Here is a 20,264-nt window from a genome sequence, read left to right on the forward strand (position 1 = left end):
GTAGGAGCTGCCGAAGGCTCGGGCCGCGATCGGACGATCCTTTGATCTTTTAAACCTGCGCGTCAGCCTCAGCAATCTGTGTCCACATCGCCGGCCCACCCGCCGACTTGGCGATAATCTCCAACCGCACCAGATGCGCCGCCAATTCATCCTCAGTCGCGCGAATAATCCGCGCAGGTTGGCGATCTACCGGCAACCGACGAATCTCGGTGGCAGAGTTGTCCGCGCCCTCGCCCGATCCGTTACCGTCAGAGGCATTACCCGCCAACGACAGGCTGGTCTGGCCGCCGGTCATGGTCAGGTAGACATCGGCAAGAATCTCCGAGTCGAGCAACGCGCCGTGCAGTTCACGACCGGAGTTGTCGACGCCGTAACGTTTGCACAAGGCATCAAGGCTGTTGCGCTGCCCCGGGTGACGTTCCCGGGCCATCATCAGGGTGTCGAGGATCGAGCAGTGCTGCGTGATGTCAGCGCGATCCTTCGCGCCCATCAAGGCGAATTCGTTGTTGATGAAGCCAACGTCGAACGCCGCGTTATGGATGATCAGTTGCGCGCCTTTGATGAACTCGAAGAACTCGTCGGCGACTTCATTGAAACGCGGCTTGCCGACGAGGAATTCGTTGGTGATGCCGTGAACGCCAATCGCGCCTTCGTCACTCTCGCGATCCGGTTGCAGATAGACGTGGAAATGCCGGCCCGTCAGGCGCCGACCGATCAGTTCGACACAACCGATTTCGATAATCCGGTGACCATCGGTCACCGGCATGCCGGTGGTTTCGGTATCGAGTACAACGGATCTGGTGGCCATCAGTGCTCAGCTCTCAACGGGTCAATCGTGCAAAAACGCGGATGTTAACACGCTCGGCGGGGGGGTTCAGTCAGACCGTGGCGCCCCATTCGCGAGCAAGCCCGCTCCCACAAGGGATTTTGGTTGCCCACAAATTTTGAGTTCAACACTGAGCCCATGTGGGAGCGGGCTTGCTCGCGAATGGCAACACCACGGTACAACGGAAGAAATCAGCTCTGCTTGTACCCGCGAACCTCGTCCACACCACGGTTCGCCAACTGGTCAGCCCGCTCGTTACCATGATGGCCAATGTGCCCACGCACCCACTTCCATTTGACGGTGTGGCGGTTGACCTGCTCGTCGAGCTCTTTCCACAAATCAGCGTTTTTCACCGGTTCTTTCGCCGCCGTTTTCCAGCCGCGTTTCTTCCAGTTGGCCATCCACTCGTTGATGCCCTTCATCACATATTGCGAGTCGGTCACCAGCAGCACTTCGCACGGACGCTTCAAGGCTTCGAGGCCACGAATGGCGCCGAGCAATTCCATGCGATTGTTGGTGGTGTTGGCTTCGCCGCCCCACAGTTCCTTTTCAACGCCCTTGCACACCAGCAAGGCGCCCCAGCCGCCCGGGCCGGGATTGCCTTTGCAGGCGCCGTCAGTGAACAGTTCTACGGTGTCGACGCTTTCAACGCTTTCGCTCATGCCACTTTATCCAGAAAAATACGTGCCTTGCCGATCACGGATCGACAATGACCAAGGCCGGGACAAACCCGGCCACAATTAAAAGAAGGTTTACGGTTCGACGCGGCGGCGATTGACCTTGGCCATCGGCAGCGGAATCAGCTTGCCCATCGGTTCGCGACGCTCCTGCCGCAACGGCCGCAGGCCCACCACGATCTTGCGCGCGACCAATAAATAGAAGCCGCCGCCCGACAATTGCCAGTCACCGGCCTTGCGTTCCCAGCCGGCCAGACGGCCCTGCCACTTGGCTGACGCGAGCGGCGGACGATAGCACCCGAAGCGGCGTTTCTCCAGCGCGAAGCCCAGCAGGTTGAGCCAGTCGGCGACCCGCGATGGTGAGATGCAGCGCGCCTGACGCAAGGCGTCGTGGGCGAACACATGACGCAGCCCCCACGTGCTCCACGGGTTGATGCCGATGATCAGCAAATGGCCACCGGGGCGCACGCTGCTCGCCGCTTCACGCAGCAAACCGTGGGGCGACAGGCAGAAATCCAGACCGTGCTGCATCACCACCACATCCGCCGCGTGTTCGCTCAAAGGCCAGGCCTGCTCTTCGCAGACAATCTCAACCCCCGGCAGCGGCGCGCCAAGGCGGACGTTGCGCTGCACTTGCGGCGCCGACGGTGGCGTTTCAGCGGACGGGCCGTAATGCACCAGATAACCGCCAAAGAACCGGCCGAGCTCGTCTTCCAGCATGCGCCGCTCCTCGTCGAGCAAAAATTGCCCGAGCGGGCCGGACAGCCATTCACGGGCGGCACCGATCAGTGCCAGCCAGTCAGGATCAGCCTGTGCGAACGCTTTATCACTCATCGCATTCTCCAAAGCGCCAGGAACTACTAAGATGCGCCAATGTTTCCCGCTTGGCGAATTCCGACGATGATACAGATCAGTGCCCTGCCCGCGTTCACCGATAACTACATCTGGTTGTTACAGGATCACCGCAGCCAACGTTGCGCCGTGGTCGACCCGGGTGATGCCGCGCCCGTCGAGGCGTGGCTTGATGCACATCCGGACTGGGTCTTGAGCGACATTTTGATCACTCACCATCACCATGACCACGTTGGCGGCGTCGAACGCCTGAAACACATCAGCGGCGCCACTGTTTATGGCCCGGCCAGCGAAAATATCCCGGCGCGCGACGTGGCGCTGAACGACAACGACACCGCCAGCGTGCTCGGCTGGGAGTTTGATGTCTATGCGGTGCCCGGTCACACCTTGGGACACATTGCTTATTATCACCACGGTCTGCTGTTCTGCGGCGACACTCTGTTTGCCGCGGGTTGCGGTCGCCTGTTCGAGGGTACGCCCGATCAGATGCACCACTCGCTCAGCCGTCTCGCCGCACTGCCCGAAGACACCCTCGTCTATTGCACCCACGAATACACCATGAGCAATCTCAAATTCGCCGCAGCGGTCGAACCGACCAATGCCGATATTGCCGCCCGTCTGGAAAAAGTTACCCAACAACGGCAAAACGGCGTGATGACCCTGCCGTCAACTTTGGCACTGGAAAAGCTCACAAATCCGTTTTTACGCACCGCTGAAACATTAGTTAAACAAAAAGTGGACGAACGGGCAGGCGCTCAAAACCGGGCGCCGAGTGAGGTTTTTGCGGCTCTGCGGGCTTGGAAAGATAAGTTCTAAGCAGTGGCCTGCTTGGTACAAAAATTCTGAATGGTTGACCGCAAGGGGTGCGCTTTCTAGAATCGCCCGACATTTTTGCCCGGAACTTACTTCCAGCCAATGTCGTCATCCATACGTAAGTCCGTCAATTCAGACGCATTGACCCGCTTGGCGCAAGCCATCGCGGTGGCTGTGTCCGCCACGCTGGCGGGCTGTTCAAGCCATGCTCCGCAGACTGAAGCGACCCATACGCCGAACATTGCTGCGCGAGCCAAGCAAAAGCCGATCTGGCTCAGCGAAAAGCCCACTCCACAGATTCCTCAGGACGTCTGGGAGCGCATGCGCGAGGGCTTCCAGTTGCAGGAAGGCCTGGGCGTGAACCCGCGCATAGAGCAGCAGCGCCTGTGGTTCGCCAGCAATCCTTCATTCCTTGAGAACGCCGGCGATCGCGGCAGTCTCTACATTCATTACATTGTCGAACGCCTCGAAGAACGCAACATGCCGCTGGAACTGGCGCTGCTGCCAGTGATTGAAAGTGCCTACAACCCGATGGCCTATTCCCGTGCCGATGCGGTTGGCCTGTGGCAATTCATTCCGTCCACCGGGCGTTACTTCAACCTGCGCCAGACCCGCTTCTACGATGGTCGTCGCGACATCACCGCCTCGACCACCGCCGCACTTGATTACCTGACCCGTCTGCACGACATGTTCAACGGTGACTGGCTGCTGGCGCTCGCCGCGTATAACGCCGGTGAAGGCACGGTCAGCCGCGCCATCGAACGTAACGAGAAACTCGGTTTGCCAACCGACTACTGGAACCTGCCGCTGCCGTCCGAAACCCAGGCCTACGTGCCGAAGTTGCTGGCGCTGTCGCAAGTGGTGCAGTCGCCGGAAGCGTACGGGGTCAACCTCAACCCGATCGCCAACGAACCGTACTTCCAGGTCGTCGAAATCAATCAGCGTATGGATTTGTCCAAAGTCGCTGAAGTGGCCAACATCGACGAAGACGAACTGTTCCAGCTCAACCCTGCTTACAAACAGCGCATTACCGTCGACGGCCCCCAGCATTTGCTGGTGCCGACGTCGAAGGCGCAATTGCTGACCACCAGCCTGCAGACCATGTCGCCGGACGAGTTGATCAGCAAACGCTCTTTGAAACCGGTGTTTGAAGGCGCTGATCCGACGGAAGTGGCGAAGCTGAAACGCGCCTACCGCGTCAAGCGCGGCGACAACCTCGGCTCCATCGCCAAGGCCAACAAGGTTGAAGTGAAGGATCTGCAACGCTGGAACAAGCTGACCGGCAAAAACCTCAAGGTTGGTCAGACCCTAGTGATGCGCGACACGAGCAAGCCAAGCAAGAGCCGCAGCTCGGGCCGGGTCAACACGGTGATTGCGGCCAACAGCAAGAGCAAAAAAAGCGATAGCAAGCAGCAGACTCAGTACAAGGTTAAGCGCGGCGACACGTTGTACGTGGTGGCCAAGCGTTTCAATGTTGAGATGCAGCATCTCAAGCGCTGGAATCCGGGTGCGAGCAAGGCTTTGAAGCCGGGGCAGATGCTTACGGTTTATCAGCCGCACTGATAGAAGAGCCCCTGAAATTTCGGGGGCTTTTTTTGAGTTCGGTTTTTTTGGTGTTATTGAGATCCATCCCCCTCACCCCAGCCCTCTCCCCCAAGGGGTAGAGGGGAGAGGGAGCAGATCGGGGGCTATTCAGAATTTGAGTTCGGCTCGGTATCGCAAGTCGGCGTGCCTCCCGCAAACACCTCGGTCAGTCCCCTCTCCCTCCGGGAGAGGGCTAGGGTGAGGGGCTGTCAGGCAAGTGGATTAACCCCCCATTAACCCGCGATCTTTTTCCTGTCCAGACAAGCTGTTACTGTACGGCCCACAAAGCCCAAGCCGCCTGGATCAGATCTGACTTGAAGCGTCCCCTCCTCCTGCTCCTGATCAGCCTGGCCTTGAGCTCAACCGCAAGCGCGACGATTACCGAAAGTCACGGTTATGCGCAGTTCGGTACGCTCAAGTACCCGGCCAGATTTACCCACTTCGACTGGGTCAACCCGCAAGCGCCCAAGGGCGGTACGTTGCGGGTGATGGCGTTCGGCACCTTCGATACGGTCAACCCATACACCTTCAAGGGCACTAGCCCCGTCACCACGCCGAATTTCCTCCAGTACGGCATCAATGAGCTGAACGAGCCGCTGATGGTCGGCACTGGCCAGTATTCGCCTTCCGGTGACGAGCCGGCGTCAAGCTATGGCTTGATCGCGCAATCGGTGGAATACAGCGAAGATCGCAGCTGGGTGGTGTTCAATCTGCGCCCCGAGGCACGTTTCCACGACGGCACGCCGATCACCGCTTACGACGTGGCGTTCTCCTACCGCTTGCTGCTCAAGGAAGGTCATCCGCTGTACCGCACCGCCCTTCAGGAAGTGCTGCGCGTCGACATCCTCAATCCGCAGCGCATTCGCTTCGTGCTCAAACGCTCGGGCAATCCGCTGTTGATCCTGCGCCTCGGGGAATTGCCGGTGCTGCCGCAGCACTACTGGAAAGACCGCGACTTCAAAGCCACCACCTTCGAACCGCCGCTGGGCAGCGGCCCGTATCGCATCACTTCGGTGACGCCGGGCCGACAGTTGATCTTCGAGCGGGTCAAGGATTACTGGGGCAAGGACTTGGCGGTCAATCGCGGCAAGTACAACTTCGATCGCATGGAAGTCGAGTTCTACCGCGACAGCGATGTCGCCTTCGAAGCGTTCAAGGCCGGCGAGTTCGACATCTACATCGAGCATCAGGCGAAGAACTGGGCCAACGGCTACAACTTCCCGGCCATCCGCCGTGGCGACGTGATCAAGGCGCAGATCCCGCACCAGATCCCGACCCAGAGTCAGGGCCTGTTCATGAACACCCGCCGCGCCACGTTCGCCGACGTCAAAACCCGCGAAGCGCTGGGGCTGATGTTCGACTTCGAGTGGACCAACCGCGCGCTGTTCAGCGATGCCTACAAGCGCACCACCAGTTACTACCCGAACAGCGAATTCAGCGCCAGCGGCCTGCCGGTCGGGCACGAATGGCTGATGCTCAAGCCGTACAAGGAGCAACTGCCGGCCAAGCTGTTCACCGAGCCGTTCACGTTGCCGCAAACCGACGGTCGCGGCATTCCTCGCGAAACCATGCGTAAAGCCTTGGCCCTGCTCGCCGAGGCCGGCTGGAAGCTCAACGGCCAGCGCCTGCAAAACGCCGACGGCCAGCCGCTGCGTTTCGAACTGCTGCTGGTCAACCCGAATCTGGAGCGCATCCTCCAGCCGTACATTGAGAACCTCAACAGCATCGGCATCGACGCGCGCCTGCGCACGGTCGATCGCGCGCAGTACAAACAGCGCCTCGATCAGTTCGATTTCGACATGATCCTGATGACGCTCAACCAGACCCTCAGCCCGGGCCTTGAGCAGTGGCAGTACTTCCATTCCAGTCAGGTCGGGGTCAAGGGCAGCAAAAATTACGCGGGCATCGCCAACCCGGTGGTCGATCACCTGCTCGAACAATTGCTCGCCGCGCGCACCCGCGATGAACAGGTCGCCGCCGGCAAAGCGCTCGACCGCGTGCTGCTCTGGCAGCACTACAGCATTCCCAACTGGTACCTGAATTATCACCGCCTGGCCTACCGCAACCGGTTGGCCTTCGTCACCACGCCGCCCTACACCCTGGGCCTGAGCGCGTGGTGGCTGAAGTCTTCGGAGAAAGATCGATGAAACCCATCCGCGCCCTGCTCGTCCAGGCCAGCGGCTTGCTGTTCGCCGGGCTGGCCTTGGCCGCCCCGCAACACGCCGTGACCCTGTACAACGAGCCGCCGAAATACCCGGCCGATTTCAAGCATTTCGATTACGTGAATCCCGACGCGCCCAAGGGCGGCGTGTTCCGTCAGGCCGGTTTCGGTGGCTTCGACAGCCTCAACCCGTTTATCAGCAAAGGCGTGCCGGCCGATGACATCGGGCAGATCTACGACACCCTGACCAAGCACAGCCTCGACGAGCCGTTCACCGAATATGGCCTGATCGCCGGCAAGATCGAAAAGGCCCCGGACAACAGCTGGGTGCGGTTCTACCTGCGCCCCGAAGCACGTTTCCACGACGGTCATCCAGTGCGCGCCGACGACGTAGTGTTCAGCTTCAACACGCTGACCAAGGAAGGCTCGCCGATGTACCGCGGCTACTACAGCGACGTGTCCGAAGTCATCGCCGAAGACCCGCTGAAAGTGCTGTTCAAGTTCAAGCACAACAATAATCGCGAGTTGCCGCTGATTCTCGGCCAATTACCGGTGCTGCCGAAACACTGGTGGGCCGATCGCGATTTCAGCAAGGGCAATCTGGAAATTCCGCTCGGCAGCGGCCCGTACAAGGTTGCCGAAGTGAAGGCCGGCCGTTCGATACGGTACGAGCGGGTCAAGGATTACTGGGGCAAGGATCTGCCGGTCAACCGTGGCTTCTACAATTTCGACACGATGACCAGCGATTACTACCGCGACAACACCGTCGCCGTCGAAGCGCTGAAGGCCGGGCAGTTCGATTTCTGGCTAGAGATGACCGCGAAAAACTGGGCCAACGCTTACAACATCCCGGCGGTCACCGAGGGCCGTTTGATCAAGGAATTGATCCCCAACAGCAACCCGACCGGCATGCAGGGTTTCGTCTACAACCTGCGCCGTCCAGTGTTCCAGGACATACGGGTGCGCCAGTCGCTTGGTTTGCTGTTTGACTTCGAATGGACCAACAAACAACTGTTCAACGGCGCCTACTTCCGCACCCGCAGCTATTTCGAAAACTCGGAAATGGCCGCCACCGGCCTGCCCGACGCCGATCAACTGGCGATCCTCGACCCGTTCCGCAACAAGCTCCCGGCGCAGGTGTTCAGCGAAGCCTTCGACAACCCGAAGACCGACGCCAGCGGCATGATCCGCAATCACCAGCGCGAGGCCTATCAACTGCTGCAAGAGGCCGGCTGGAAGATCGTCGACGACAAAATGGTCGACGCCACCGGCAAACCGGTGGTGATCGAATTCCTCCTCGCCCAGACCGAATTCGAACGCGTGTTGCTGCCGTTCAAGCGCAACCTCAGCGACCTCGGCATCGAACTGGTGATCCGCCGCGTCGACGTTTCGCAGTACATCAACCGCGTGCGCTCGCGGGACTTCGACATGATCGTCGGCAGCTTCCCGCAATCCAATTCGCCGGGTAACGAGCAGCGCGAATTCTGGATGAGCGCCGCTGCCGACAAGGCCAGCAGCCGCAACACCATGGGCTTGAAGGATCCGATCGTCGATCAACTGGTCGAGAACCTGATCAATGCCGACTCGCGCGCCAGCCTGGTGGCCCACGCCCGCGCGCTGGATCGCGTGTTGCAGTGGGGCTACTACGTGGTGCCCAACTGGCACATCAAGACCTGGCGCGTGGCGTACTGGAATCACATCGGCCATCCGAAGGTCTCACCCAAGTACGACATCGGCATCAACACCTGGTGGGTCAAGCCTGACGCTAAACCGGCGGTAGAAGTCGAAACCAAACTGCAAGCCGACCCTGCGGGCACGGAGTAATCAGATGCTGGCGTATATTTTTCGGCGACTGCTGCTCATCATTCCGACCCTGTTCGGCATTCTGCTGATCAACTTCGTGATCATTCAGGCCGCGCCCGGTGGCCCGGTGGAACAGATGATCGCCAAGCTCGAAGGCTTCGAAGGCGCCACCAGTCGCATCGCTGGCGGCGGTGCCGAGGTCTCGGTGGCCGGTTCCTCTTATCGCGGCGCGCAAGGGCTGGATCCGGCGCTGATCAAGGAAATCGAGCACATGTACGGGTTCGACAAGTCGGCCCCGGAACGCCTGTGGATCATGGTCAAGAACTACGCCTCGCTGGATTTCGGCGACAGCTTTTTCCGCGACGCCAAGGTCATCGACCTGATCAAGGAAAAGATGCCGGTGTCGATCTCGCTGGGGCTGTGGAGCACGCTGATCATGTATCTGGTGTCGATCCCGCTGGGGATCGCCAAGGCCACGCGACACGGCAGCCACTTCGACGTGTGGACCAGTTCGGCGATCATCGTCGGTTATGCGATCCCGGCGTTCCTGTTTGCGATCCTGCTGATTGTGGTGTTTGCCGGCGGCAGTTATCTCGACTGGTTTCCGTTACGCGGGCTGACCTCGAACAACTTCGATGAGCTGAGTTTCGGCGGCAAGATCCTCGATTACTTCTGGCACCTTGCGCTGCCGGTGACGGCACTGGTAATCGGCAACTTCGCGACCATGACCCTGCTGACCAAAAACAGCTTCCTCGACGAAATCAACAAACAGTACGTGGTCACCGCCAAGGCCAAAGGCCTGACCCGCCATCGCGTGCTCTACGGCCACGTGTTTCGCAACGCCATGCTGTTGGTGATTGCCGGTTTCCCCTCGGCGTTCATCGGCATCTTCTTCACCGGTTCGCTGCTGGTGGAAGTGATTTTCTCTCTGGACGGTCTCGGCCTGATGAGTTTCGAAGCGGCGATCAACCGCGATTACCCGGTGGTGTTCGGCACCTTGTTCATCTTCACCCTGCTCGGGCTGGTGGTGAAACTGATCGGCGACCTCACCTACACCCTGGTCGATCCGCGCATCGACTTCGAAAGCCGGGAGCATTGAGATGAACCTGTCCCCTCTCAACCGCCGCCGCTTCGAACTGTTCAAGGCCAACAAGCGTGGCTGGTGGTCGCTGTGGCTGTTTCTGATCCTGTTCGGGCTGAGCCTCGGCGCCGAGCTGATCGCCAACGATAAGCCGCTGGTGGTGCATTACGACAACAACTGGTACTTCCCGGCGATCAAGCGCTACCCGGAAACGACGTTTGGCGGCGAATTCCCGCTGGAAGCCAACTACAAGAGCCCGTACATCCGCGAACTGCTCAAGGCCAAGGATGCGTGGGTGTTGTGGGCGCCGATTCCGTACAACTACCAGAGCATCAATTACGACCTGAAAGTCCCGGCGCCGGCGCCACCGTCGGCGGACAACCTGCTCGGTACCGACGATCAGGGTCGCGATGTGCTGGCGCGGGTGATTTACGGCTTCCGTATTTCCGTGTTGTTCGCGCTGACGCTGACCGTGTTGAGTTCGATCATCGGCGTGATTGCCGGCGCACTGCAGGGGTTTTATGGCGGCTGGGTCGATCTGGCCGGGCAGCGTTTTCTGGAGATCTGGTCGGGGCTGCCGGTGCTGTACCTGCTGATCATTCTCGCCAGTTTTGTGCAGCCGAATTTCTGGTGGCTGCTGGGGATCATGCTGTTGTTCTCGTGGATGAGCCTGGTCGACGTGGTGCGCGCCGAGTTCCTCCGGGGTCGCAACCTCGAATACGTGCGCGCCGCGCGGGCGCTGGGCATGCAGAACGGCGCGATCATGTTCCGCCACATCCTGCCCAACGCGATGGTCTCGACCATGACGTTTATGCCGTTCATCCTCACCGGCGCCATCGGCACCCTCACCGCGCTGGACTTCCTCGGTTTCGGTTTGCCGGCCGGCAGTCCGTCGCTGGGTGAACTGGTCGCGCAGGGCAAATCCAACCTGCAAGCGCCATGGCTGGGCATCAGCGCCTTTGCCGTGCTGGCCTTAATGTTGAGTTTGCTGGTGTTTATCGGCGAGTCCGCTCGCGATGCCTTCGACCCGAGGAAGTGAAATGAATCAGGACAATCTGATCGAAGTGCGCGACCTCGCCGTCGAATTCGGTTTCGGTGAGCGCATACACCGCGTCGTCGAGGGCGTGAGTTTCGACATCAAGCGTGGCGAAACCCTGGCGTTGGTCGGCGAATCCGGCTCGGGCAAATCGGTGACTGCACACTCGATCCTGCGGTTGCTGCCCTACCCGATGGCCCGCCATCCAGCCGGCAGCATCAATTACGCCGGGCAAAATCTGCTGGGCTTGAGTGAAAAAACCATCCGCCATATTCGCGGTAATCGCATCGCGATGATTTTTCAGGAGCCGATGACCTCGCTGAACCCGTTGCACTCGATCGAGAAGCAGATCAACGAAGTGCTCGGCATCCACAAAGGCCTGACCGGCAAAGTCGCGACCAAGCGTACGCTTGAACTGCTGGAGATGGTCGGCATCCCCGAGCCGCACAAGCGCCTCAAGGCCCTGCCCCATGAATTGTCTGGTGGCCAACGCCAACGGGTGATGATCGCCATGGCGCTGGCCAACGAGCCGGAACTGCTGATTGCCGACGAGCCGACCACGGCGCTGGACGTGACCGTTCAGCTGAAAATTCTCGATTTGCTCAAGGAATTACAGGCGCGATTGGGCATGTCGCTGTTACTGATCAGTCACGATTTGAACCTCGTGCGAAGAATTGCGCATCGTGTATGTGTCATGCAGCGCGGTTGCATCGTCGAACAGGCATCGTGCGAAGAGCTGTTCCGTTCGCCGCAGCATCCGTACACTCGGGAATTGCTCGGCGCGGAGCCCAGCGGAGGCCCGGCGACCAATAAAATCGGCGCGCCGCTGCTTGAGGTCGAGGACTTGAAAGTCTGGTTCCCGATCAAGAAAGGCCTGCTCAAACGCACGGTGGATCACGTTAAAGCGGTGGACGGCATCAATTTCAGCCTGCCTCAGGGTCAGACTCTGGGGATTGTGGGGGAAAGCGGTTCCGGCAAATCCACGCTGGGTCTGGCGATTTTGCGTTTGATCGGCAGCAAAGGCGCGATCCGCTTTGAAGGCAAGCAGCTAGACTGCCTGACGCAGAACGAGGTTCGTCCGTTGCGGCGGGAGATGCAGGTGGTGTTTCAGGATCCGTTTGGCAGCCTGAGCCCGCGCATGTGCGTCAGTGACATCGTTGGCGAAGGCCTGCGGATTCACAAGATGGGCACCGCCGAGGAGCAAGAGGCGGCGATTATTGCGGCATTGAAGGAGGTAGGTCTGGATCCGGAAACCCGGCACCGCTACCCCCACGAATTTTCCGGTGGGCAACGGCAACGAATCGCCATTGCCCGGGCTTTGGTGCTGAAACCGGCGCTGATCCTGCTGGACGAGCCGACTTCGGCGCTCGACCGGACGGTGCAGCGGCAAGTGGTGGAGCTGTTGCGTTCACTGCAAGCCAAGTACAACCTGACGTATTTGTTTATCAGCCATGACCTGGCTGTCGTCAAAGCGCTGAGCCACCAGTTGATGGTGGTCAAGCATGGCCAAGTGGTCGAACAGGGAGACGCGCAAAGTATTTTTGCCGCCCCCCAACATCCGTATACACAGCAGTTGCTGGAAGCCGCTTTTTTGGCACCAGCCACTGCGCAATAACCTGAAAGAGGAGCAACACATGGGTTTTCTCGCCGGTAAGCGCGTACTGATCGTCGGTGTCGCCAGCAAGCTGTCCATCGCATCCGGCATCGCTGCCGCCATGCATCGCGAGGGCGCTGAGCTTGCCTTCACTTATCAGAACGACAAACTGAAAGGTCGTGTTGAAGAATTCGCCCAAGGCTGGGGTTCGAGCCCTGAGCTGTGCTTCCCGTGCGACGTGGCCAGCGATGAAGAAATCGCCAAGGTCTTCGAAGCACTGAGCAAGAAGTGGGATGGCCTGGACTGCATCGTCCACTCCGTTGGTTTCGCCCCGGGCGACCAACTGGACGGCGACTTCACCGAAGCCACCACCCGTGACGGTTTCCGCATCGCTCACGACATCAGCGCCTACAGCTTCGTGGCCCTGGCCAAAGCCGGCCGCGAAATGATGAAGGGCCGCAACGGCAGCCTGCTGACCCTGTCGTACCTGGGCGCCGAGCGCACCATGCCGAACTACAACGTCATGGGCATGGCCAAGGCTTCGCTGGAAGCTGGCGTGCGTTACCTGGCCGGCTCCCTGGGCCCGGACGGCACCCGCGTCAACTGCGTATCGGCTGGCCCGATCCGTACCTTGGCAGCGTCGGGCATCAAGAACTTCCGTAAAATGCTGGCCGCCAACGAAGCGCAAACCCCGCTGCGTCGCAACGTCACCATCGACGAAGTCGGCAACGCCGGCGCCTTCCTGTGCTCCGACCTGGCGTCGGGTATCAGCGGCGAAATCATGTACGTCGACGGCGGCTTCAACACCACCGCCATGGGCAACATCGAAGAGTGATCTTCGCTTAGCCGATAAAAAAACCCGCCAATCTGGCGGGTTTTTTTATGCCCGCAACCCCGCCTCCTGTGGGAGCGGGCTTGCTCGCGAAAGCGGTGGGTCAGGCAATGGGGATGTTGAATGGATGGACGCCTTCGCGAGTAAGCTCGCTCCCACAGGGATCTAGGGTGAAACGGTGTTTTGTGAACACCCGCGAAACCTGTGGGAGCGGGCTTGCTCGCGATGGCAGTGGGTCAGGCAATGATGATGTTGAAGGGATGGACGCCTTCGCGAGCAAGCCCGCTCCCACAGGGGGTTTGTGGTGAAACGGGGTTTTGGGAACACCCGAGAAACCTGTAGGAGTGAGCCTGCTCGCGATGGCGGTGGGTCAGGTAATGATGATGTTGAAGGGATGGACACCTTCGCGAGCAAGCCCGCTCCCACCCGGGATTTGTAGTGTGACGGGGTTTTGTGAACACCCGCGAAACCTGTGGGAGCGGGCTTGCTCGCGAAAGCGGTGGGTCAGGCAATGACGATGTTAAATGGATGGACGCCTTCGCGAGCAAGCTCGCTCCCACAGGGGGTTTGTGGTGTGAAGGGGTTTTGTGAACACCCGAGAAACCTGTGGGAGTGAGCCTGCTCGCGATGGCAGTGATTCAGGCGATGATGATGTTGAATGGATGGACGCTTTCGCGAGCAAGCCCGCTCCCACAGGGGGTTTGGGGTGAAACGGGGTTTTGTGAACACCCGCGAAACCTGTGGGAGCGGGCTTGCTCGCGAAAGCGGTGGGTCAGGCGATGACGATGTTGAATGGCCGGGCGCTATCGCGAGCAGGCTTACTCCTACAGGGGGTTTGTGGTGGAACGGGGTTTTGTGAACACCCGCGCAACCTGTGGGAGCGGGCTTGCTCGCGAAAGCGGTGGGTCAGGCAATGATGATGTTGAAGGGATGGACGCCTTCGCGAGCAGGCTCACTCCTACAGGGGATTTGTGGAGAGACGGGATAACGAGAGCACCCGAGAAACCAATGGGAGCTGGCCTGCCAGCGATGGGAACCCGCATCAACAGCGCTTCAGGGCCTGCTTGTGCGCATACATCGCGCCATCCGCGTCGGCCAGCAAGCGATCCACGGTTTCATGGCGTTTGGCGTCGTACTCGATCTGCCCGACGCTGAAGCGAATCGCATAACCCCGATGCAGCGAGGCATTACGCTCTTCAAGGATCTCCTTGAGCCGCGCCATGATCGCCGTGGTTTCGATATGACTCGACCCCGTCAGCAGCGCGACAAACTCATCCCCACCCAACCGCCCCACCACATCGCTCTCGCGAAAGGCAATTCGCAGCACATCGGCAAAGGTCTTCAGCGCGCTGTCGCCCTCGGCATGCCCGTATAGATCGTTGATCTGCTTGAAATCATTCAGATCAAAAAACAGCAACGTCGCCGGCCGCTCCAGTCGTGCGCAGGCGTCCAGCGCATGCTGCGCCAGTTGCTTGAATCCGCGACGATTGGACAGCAACGTCAGCTCGTCCATGCTCGCCATCTGCACGGCCGTCAGTTCTTGCTCGGCCATTTCCGCAAGATCACGCAAGAGCGCGCGTTCTTCGTCATCAAGTTCGCGCGGTTTGGTGTCGAGCAGGCACAACGTGCCCATTTTATTGCCGTTGGGCACGGTCAGCGGATAGCCGGCGTAGAAGCGAATATTCGGCTCGCCGGTCACCAGCGGATTATCGTGGAAGCGCACGTCCTCCCGCGCATCGGGCACCAGCAGCAGACCATCATTGAGAATCGCATGCCCGCAGAACGAGATATCCCGTGGTGTCTCGGTAGCCGCCAGGCCCACGCAGGACTTGAACCACTGACGATCCTTGTCGACGAGCGTCACCAGCGCAATCGGCACATTGAACAGTCGTTTGGCCAGCCGCGTCAGCCGATCGAAACGCTCCTCCGGCGCTGAATCGAGAAGGTCGAGGCCGTGCAGCACCTGAATTCGCGCCGCTTCATTGGCAGGTTTTCCTGGAACCAGCATTCGCACACTCCGTTGGCATCAATGACTTTCAGCGTAGCGCAAATCAGCGCAGGGTCACCCCATCAGATGCCCGCCACCGGACACGGCCCGCCCGCGTCGGCCCAGAGCTTGAATTGCTCGACAAAAATGTCATGCGGCACCGGCACCGGCGCGCGCCCTGCCCCGGGATTCCAGCCCCACAACACCAGTTTGTCTTCGCTGACGTGTTTGATCAGCGCCGCGAAATCGCGATCGCCGTTGCTGGAGCGATCCTTGATCATCGCGCAGAGTTTGTCCGGTGGCAGGCCGATCCAGGCCATTTTGTGCGCCGCCGGCGGCAGGCTCCAATGCGGCGCACCCGGCGGTGCATGCGGGCCGTAACTGGCCGGCGGATTGTTTTCCGCGTGGCAGGTGGCGCAGGGCAAACCGGCCGCGCCCTTGCCGTCCATGCCGCGCACCACGTTCATCGCATGCGTAACGCCCGCGTCGAACTGCAGCGGCGAATCGCCGGGGATATGGCAGTTCTGGCAGCGCGGGCTCTGGAAGACTTTCTGCACCGTGCCGAACGCCTTCAATGCTTCCTGATCATCGGCAAACAAGTCCGAGGCATAACCGCCGAGCCCCAGCAAAACCACCGTGCCCAACACTAGATGTCGTTTCATCTCACACCCCCGACAGTTGCAGCGGCAACTCGCGCAGACGTTGCCCGGTCAGGGCGAACACCGCGTTGGCCACCGCCGGCGCAGTCGGCGGCACACCGGCCTCGCCGATGCCGCCGGGTTTGTCGCTGCTGGGCACGATGTGCACTTCCACTACCGGCATCTCGTTGAGCCGCAGCACCTGATAATCGTGGTAGTTGGACTGCACCACCGCGCCGTCCTTGAGCGTCAGTTTGCTGTGCAGCACCATGCCCAGGCCGAAGGTGATGCACGACTCCATCTGCGCGGCGATGCTCTGCGGATTCACCGCGATCCCACAATCCACGGCGCAAACCACGCGGTGCACGCGAATCGCCAGATTGTCCTGCGACACCTCGGCGACCTGCGCCACGTAGCTGCCGAACGATTCGTGCACCGCCACGCCAAGTGCATGACCATCCGGCAACGGAGCCTTCCAATTGGCCTTCTCCACCGCCAGATTCAAAACACCTAGATGCCGAGGATGGTCCTTGAGCAAGGTTCGTCGGTACTCGACCGGATCCTTGCCCGCCGCCGTGGCCATTTCATCGATCAGCGATTCCATCACAAAACCGGTGTGGCTATGGCCCACCGAACGCAGCCACAACACATTGATGCCAGTCTGCGGCGAATGCAGATCCACTTGATGATTGGCCAGACCTTTGACGTAAGGACTGTCGGCCACGCCCTCGACCGACGTCGAATCGATGCCGTTCTTGACCATGGTTTGCTCCAGCATGGTGCCCGCCATGATCGACTGCCCAACCAACACATGCTGCCAACTCGACGGCAAACCATCAGCGCCCAAACCGATCTTCGCCTGATGCAGGAACATCGACCGGTAGTAACCGCCACGAATGTCATCTTCCCGCGACCATACGGTTTTCACCGGCATAGCCGCGGCTTTCGCCACTTGCACGGCTTCGGCAACGAAGTCCGACGTTGGATTGGCTCGACGCCCAAAACCGCCGCCAAGAAATTCGGTGTGGATTTCCACTTGTTCAGGCTTCAACCCGGTGATCTTGCCGGCGACCATTTGATCCAGCGTCTGAAACTGCGTACCCGTCCAGATCTCGCATTTCTCGGCACTGATCTTCACCGTGCAATTGAGCGGTTCCATCGGCGCGTGGGCCAGATACGGCACGCTGTATTCAACGTCGATTTTCTTCGTGGCTTTGCCAAAAGTGCCCTTGGCATCCCCGGCCTGACTGGCTGACGTGCCTTGCGTCGTGGCCAGTTTGCGGAAACTCTCCAGCAATTTTTCACTGCTCAGATCCGCATGCGGGCCTAGATCCCAGTCAATCTTCAGCGCATCCCGCCCGAGCTTCGCCGCCCAATAATGATCGGCAATCACCGCGACACCGGTCGGTACTTGCAGCACTTTGTGCACGCCCGGCACCGCCAACGCTTCGGCGCCTTCGAAGGATTTGACGCTGGCACCAAACACCGGGGCGCGCGCGACCATCGCCGTCATCAAGCCTTCGAACTGCACATCCATGCCGAACTTGGCTCGGCCGGTGATTTTCTCCGGCGTGTCGAGGCGCTTGGTCGGTTTGCCGATGACTTTCCAGTCCTTGGCTTCCTTGAAGGTGATCGATTTCGGATCCGGCACGGGGAGTTGCCCGGCGGCGTCCGCCAGCTCGCCGTAAGTTGCACGTTGATCGCCGGCAATCACCACGCCCGACTCAGTGCGAATCGCCGAGGGCGCCACTTCAAAACGCTTCGCCGCTGCTTCAACCAACATTTGCCGAGCGGTCGCGCCTGCCAGCCGATAGCGATCAAACTCCATCCATGTCGACGTTGAACCGCCGGTAATCTGCATGCCGCCAAACCCCGGCATGCCGTAGTCCGCTGCTGATGCGGGCGAATGTTCGACGCGGATCTTCGACCAGTCGGCATCCAGCTCTTCGGCAATCAACATGGTCAGGCCGGTCCAGATGCCCTGGCCCATTTCCGAATGCCCGAGCAACACGGTGACGCTGTTGTCCGCCGCGATGCGCAAAAACGCATTCGGCGCAAAGACCTTGCCTTCGTTCTCGGCCGCATAGGCAAACTTATGTCCGCCGGGGACGACGAACGCCACCACCAAACCGCCGCCCAACACGGCGCTACCCTTGAGAAAACCCCGACGCGATACAGGACTGTTCATCACCCGACTCCCACGTAATCAATCAGCCGATTTCCGATGCACGCTTCACCGCTGCGCGGATTCGCGGATAGGTGCCGCAGCGGCAGATATTGCCGGAGAGCGCCTGATCGATATCGCTGTCGGTGGGTTTGGGGATTTTCGCCAACAATGCGGCGGCAGACATGATCTGCCCCGACTGGCAGTAACCGCACTGCACCACGTCAAGTTCAGCCCAGGCTTGCTGCACCGGGTGCGAACCGTCGGTGGACAGGCCTTCGATGGTGAGAATTTTCTGCCCGTGGGCCACGGCGGTCGCCGGCGTAATGCAGGCGCGCAACGGCGCCCCGTCGACGTGCACGGTGCAGGCCCCGCACTGGGCCATGCCGCAGCCGAATTTGGTACCGGTCAGGTGCGCGACATCGCGCAGAACCCAGAGCAACGGCATGTCCGCGGGGACATCGAGCTCCTGATCCTTGCCATTGATATTCAAGGTCAGCATCGGGGAATTTCCTCAGACTCACGGTGTTCTGAAGGGGCGCCGCTGTGGCCAAACATGCCTACGCGCGCCTCGGCTTATCCCTTTCAGCAAAGCCTAAATTGCGCATGAAGCCAGACGTTGCGACCACCGGTCATGCAGATGTCGACTTTAATCCTACAGTTGATAACGGCTCGCACCCGAGCCATCACCTTAGAAAACTCGTCATGAGCGAAACCGGTCCGCGCCCACCGCGCGGGTTATCCATCACATTGGTCTGGAGTAGCGAACATGGGATTTGTCACCACCAAAGACGGCGTCGAAATCTTCTACAAAGACTGGGGCCCGAAAGATGCGCCGGTGATCCACTTCCACCACGGCTGGCCGCTGAGCTCCGACGATTGGGATGCGCAGATGCTGTTTTTCCTCGGCAAAGGCTTTCGGGTGATTGCCCATGACCGCCGTGGCCACGGGCGTTCGAGCCAGGTCTGGGACGGCCACGACATGGATCACTACGCCGATGATGCGCTGGCGGTGGTTAATCACTTGGGCGTGAAGAACGTGGTGCACGTCGGCCACTCGACCGGGGGCGGTGAGGTCATTCATTACATCGCCCGGCATGGCCAGGACAACGTCGCCAAAGGCGTGTTGATCAGCGCGGTGCCGCCGTTGATGGTGCAGACCGAGAGTAATCCGGGTGGGTTACCGAAATCAGTGTTCGATGAGTTTCAGGCGAATTTGGCGGCAAATCGCGCGCAGTTTTACCGGGATATTCCGACCGGGCCGTTTTATGGCTACAACCGGCCGGGGGCGAAGGCGTCCGAAGGGGTGATCGCCAATTGGTGGCGCCAGGGCATGATTGGCGGGGCGAAGGCGCATTACGACGGGATCGTGGCGTTTTCGCAGACGGACTTCACCGAAGACCTGAAGAAAGTCACCGTGCCGGTGTTGGTGATGCACGGTGAGGATGACCAGATTGTGCCGTACGCCAACTCGGCGCCGTTGTCGGCGAAGTTGCTGCCCAACGGCACACTGAAGTCGTACCCGGGGTTTCCACACGGAATGCCGACGACGGAGGCGGATACCATTAACGCGGATCTGCTGGCATTTATTCGCGGCTAAAATTGCTGGTCATACACACTCTCCCCTGTGGGAGCGAGCCTGCTCGCGAAAGCATTCAATCAGACATTGCCGTGCTGACTGACCCACTGCTTTCGCTGGCAAGCCAGCTCCCACAATGACGTGTGCCAATCCTCAACCCTGAGATCCACACCCATCCCATGTGGGAGCGGGCTTGCTCGCGAATGCCGTCTGTCAGTCAATGTTGGGCCGACTGATCCACTGCTTTCGCGAGCAAGCCTGCTCCCACAATGACGTGTGCCAATCCTCAACTCTGAGATCCACACCCACCCCCTGTGGGAGCGGGCTTGCTCGCGAATGCGGTCTGTCACTCAATGTTGGGCCGACTGATACACCGCTTTCGCGAGCAAGCCCGCTCCCACAATGACGTGTGCCAATCCTCAACCCTGAGATCCACACCCATCCCATGTGGGAGCGGGCTTGCTCGCGAATGCGGTCTGTCACTCAATGTTGGGCCGACTGATACACCGCATTCGCGAGCAGGCTCGCTCCCACAATGACGTGTGCTAATCCTTAATTCTGAGATCCACACCCATCCCCTGTGGGAGCGGGCTTGCTCGCGAATGCGGTCTGTCCGTCAATGTTGGGCCGACTGATC

General features: G+C 60.0%; 16 protein-coding genes. 9 read left to right on the plus strand and 7 right to left on the minus strand.

Annotated elements, in window-relative coordinates; all coding sequences use genetic code 11:
• Positions 1–49: 49 nt before the first annotated feature.
• The 3 genes from dnaQ to KFS80_RS21935 form a co-directional block, all read right to left on the minus strand.
• Positions 50–808: a DNA polymerase III subunit epsilon gene (gene dnaQ / locus KFS80_RS21925; protein ID WP_159815519.1), complete on the minus strand. Its 759-nt coding sequence runs from the start codon at positions 806–808 to the stop codon at positions 50–52.
• A 209-nt stretch (positions 809–1,017) separates the two neighbouring features.
• Positions 1,018–1,488 (minus strand): ribonuclease HI, encoded by a 471-nt coding sequence (gene rnhA / locus KFS80_RS21930; RefSeq protein WP_053119389.1) that lies wholly within the window; start codon positions 1,486–1,488, stop codon positions 1,018–1,020.
• A gap of 90 nt (positions 1,489–1,578) precedes the next feature.
• Positions 1,579–2,337, minus strand: coding sequence for a class I SAM-dependent methyltransferase (locus tag KFS80_RS21935; RefSeq protein WP_212545887.1), 759 nt, complete (start codon positions 2,335–2,337; stop codon positions 1,579–1,581).
• 66 nt (positions 2,338–2,403) lie between these two features.
• Between KFS80_RS21935 and gloB the strand changes: the two genes are divergently transcribed.
• From gloB to fabI, 8 genes are all read left to right on the plus strand, one after another.
• Positions 2,404–3,171 (plus strand): hydroxyacylglutathione hydrolase, encoded by a 768-nt coding sequence (gene gloB / locus KFS80_RS21940; RefSeq protein ID WP_212545888.1) that lies wholly within the window; start codon positions 2,404–2,406, stop codon positions 3,169–3,171.
• 99 nt (positions 3,172–3,270) lie between these two features.
• The gene (locus KFS80_RS21945) at positions 3,271–4,731 is read left to right on the plus strand and encodes a LysM peptidoglycan-binding domain-containing protein (RefSeq protein ID WP_212545889.1); all 1,461 of its coding nucleotides are present in this window, start codon (positions 3,271–3,273) and stop codon (positions 4,729–4,731) included.
• A gap of 335 nt (positions 4,732–5,066) precedes the next feature.
• Complete coding sequence (locus tag KFS80_RS21950; protein WP_053119383.1) at positions 5,067–6,899, plus strand: extracellular solute-binding protein; 1,833 nt, start codon at positions 5,067–5,069, stop codon at positions 6,897–6,899.
• Positions 6,896–8,737, plus strand: a complete 1,842-nt coding sequence (locus KFS80_RS21955) for an extracellular solute-binding protein (protein WP_212545890.1) — start codon at positions 6,896–6,898, stop codon at positions 8,735–8,737. Before KFS80_RS21950 ends, KFS80_RS21955 begins: the two co-directional genes overlap by 4 nt.
• 4 nt (positions 8,738–8,741) lie before the next feature.
• Positions 8,742–9,815: a microcin C ABC transporter permease YejB gene (locus KFS80_RS21960; RefSeq protein WP_201226938.1), complete on the plus strand. Its 1,074-nt coding sequence runs from the start codon at positions 8,742–8,744 to the stop codon at positions 9,813–9,815.
• A 1-nt stretch (position 9,816) separates the two neighbouring features.
• On the plus strand, positions 9,817–10,836 hold the full coding sequence (locus KFS80_RS21965) for an ABC transporter permease (RefSeq protein ID WP_053119376.1): 1,020 nt from the start codon (positions 9,817–9,819) through the stop codon (positions 10,834–10,836).
• A 1-nt stretch (position 10,837) separates the two neighbouring features.
• On the plus strand, positions 10,838–12,448 hold the full coding sequence (locus KFS80_RS21970) for an ABC transporter ATP-binding protein (RefSeq protein WP_212545891.1): 1,611 nt from the start codon (positions 10,838–10,840) through the stop codon (positions 12,446–12,448).
• Between the two features lie 19 nt (positions 12,449–12,467).
• Entirely contained in the window at positions 12,468–13,262 is a 795-nt protein-coding gene (gene fabI / locus KFS80_RS21975) for an enoyl-ACP reductase FabI (protein WP_007910591.1), read from the plus strand.
• A 1,039-nt stretch (positions 13,263–14,301) separates the two neighbouring features.
• Here fabI and KFS80_RS21980 read toward each other — a convergent pair.
• The 4 genes from KFS80_RS21980 to KFS80_RS21995 all read right to left on the minus strand — a co-directional run bounded on the left by KFS80_RS21980 (position 14,302) and on the right by KFS80_RS21995 (position 18,550).
• Complete coding sequence (locus KFS80_RS21980; protein WP_212545892.1) at positions 14,302–15,267, minus strand: sensor domain-containing diguanylate cyclase; 966 nt, start codon at positions 15,265–15,267, stop codon at positions 14,302–14,304.
• 62 nt (positions 15,268–15,329) lie between these two features.
• Positions 15,330–15,908, minus strand: a complete 579-nt coding sequence (locus KFS80_RS21985; RefSeq protein ID WP_212545893.1) for a hypothetical protein — start codon at positions 15,906–15,908, stop codon at positions 15,330–15,332.
• Position 15,909: 1 nt separating this feature from the next.
• The gene (locus tag KFS80_RS21990; protein WP_212545894.1) at positions 15,910–18,072 is read right to left on the minus strand and encodes a xanthine dehydrogenase family protein molybdopterin-binding subunit; all 2,163 of its coding nucleotides are present in this window, start codon (positions 18,070–18,072) and stop codon (positions 15,910–15,912) included.
• A 22-nt stretch (positions 18,073–18,094) separates the two neighbouring features.
• Positions 18,095–18,550 (minus strand): (2Fe-2S)-binding protein, encoded by a 456-nt coding sequence (locus KFS80_RS21995; protein ID WP_003224136.1) that lies wholly within the window; start codon positions 18,548–18,550, stop codon positions 18,095–18,097.
• A gap of 267 nt (positions 18,551–18,817) precedes the next feature.
• Between KFS80_RS21995 and KFS80_RS22000 the strand changes: the two genes are divergently transcribed.
• Complete coding sequence (locus KFS80_RS22000) at positions 18,818–19,648, plus strand: alpha/beta fold hydrolase (RefSeq protein WP_212545895.1); 831 nt, start codon at positions 18,818–18,820, stop codon at positions 19,646–19,648.
• Positions 19,649–20,264: the final 616 nt, after the last annotated feature.

The organism is Pseudomonas rustica (assembly GCF_018336155.1).
Lineage (GTDB): Bacteria > Pseudomonadota > Gammaproteobacteria > Pseudomonadales > Pseudomonadaceae > Aquipseudomonas > Aquipseudomonas rustica.

Bases quoted from the DNA above. Each gene is read 5' to 3' on its own strand.
- dnaQ (WP_159815519.1), bottom strand. From the start codon at position 808: ATGGCCACCAGATCCGTTGTACTCGATACCGAAACCACCGGCATGCCG.
- rnhA (WP_053119389.1), bottom strand. From the start codon at position 1,488: ATGAGCGAAAGCGTTGAAAGCGTCGACACCGTAGAACTGTTCACTGAC.
- KFS80_RS21935 (WP_212545887.1), bottom strand. From the start codon at position 2,337: ATGAGTGATAAAGCGTTCGCACAGGCTGATCCTGACTGGCTGGCACTG.
- gloB (WP_212545888.1), top strand. From the start codon at position 2,404: ATGATACAGATCAGTGCCCTGCCCGCGTTCACCGATAACTACATCTGG.
- KFS80_RS21945 (WP_212545889.1), top strand. From the start codon at position 3,271: ATGTCGTCATCCATACGTAAGTCCGTCAATTCAGACGCATTGACCCGC.
- KFS80_RS21955 (WP_212545890.1), top strand. From the start codon at position 6,896: ATGAAACCCATCCGCGCCCTGCTCGTCCAGGCCAGCGGCTTGCTGTTC.
- KFS80_RS21960 (WP_201226938.1), top strand. From the start codon at position 8,742: ATGCTGGCGTATATTTTTCGGCGACTGCTGCTCATCATTCCGACCCTG.
- KFS80_RS21965 (WP_053119376.1), top strand. From the start codon at position 9,817: ATGAACCTGTCCCCTCTCAACCGCCGCCGCTTCGAACTGTTCAAGGCC.
- KFS80_RS21970 (WP_212545891.1), top strand. From the start codon at position 10,838: ATGAATCAGGACAATCTGATCGAAGTGCGCGACCTCGCCGTCGAATTC.
- fabI (WP_007910591.1), top strand. From the start codon at position 12,468: ATGGGTTTTCTCGCCGGTAAGCGCGTACTGATCGTCGGTGTCGCCAGC.
- KFS80_RS21980 (WP_212545892.1), bottom strand. From the start codon at position 15,267: ATGCTGGTTCCAGGAAAACCTGCCAATGAAGCGGCGCGAATTCAGGTG.
- KFS80_RS21985 (WP_212545893.1), bottom strand. From the start codon at position 15,908: ATGAAACGACATCTAGTGTTGGGCACGGTGGTTTTGCTGGGGCTCGGC.
- KFS80_RS21990 (WP_212545894.1), bottom strand. From the start codon at position 18,072: ATGAACAGTCCTGTATCGCGTCGGGGTTTTCTCAAGGGTAGCGCCGTG.
- KFS80_RS21995 (WP_003224136.1), bottom strand. From the start codon at position 18,550: ATGCTGACCTTGAATATCAATGGCAAGGATCAGGAGCTCGATGTCCCC.
- KFS80_RS22000 (WP_212545895.1), top strand. From the start codon at position 18,818: ATGGGATTTGTCACCACCAAAGACGGCGTCGAAATCTTCTACAAAGAC.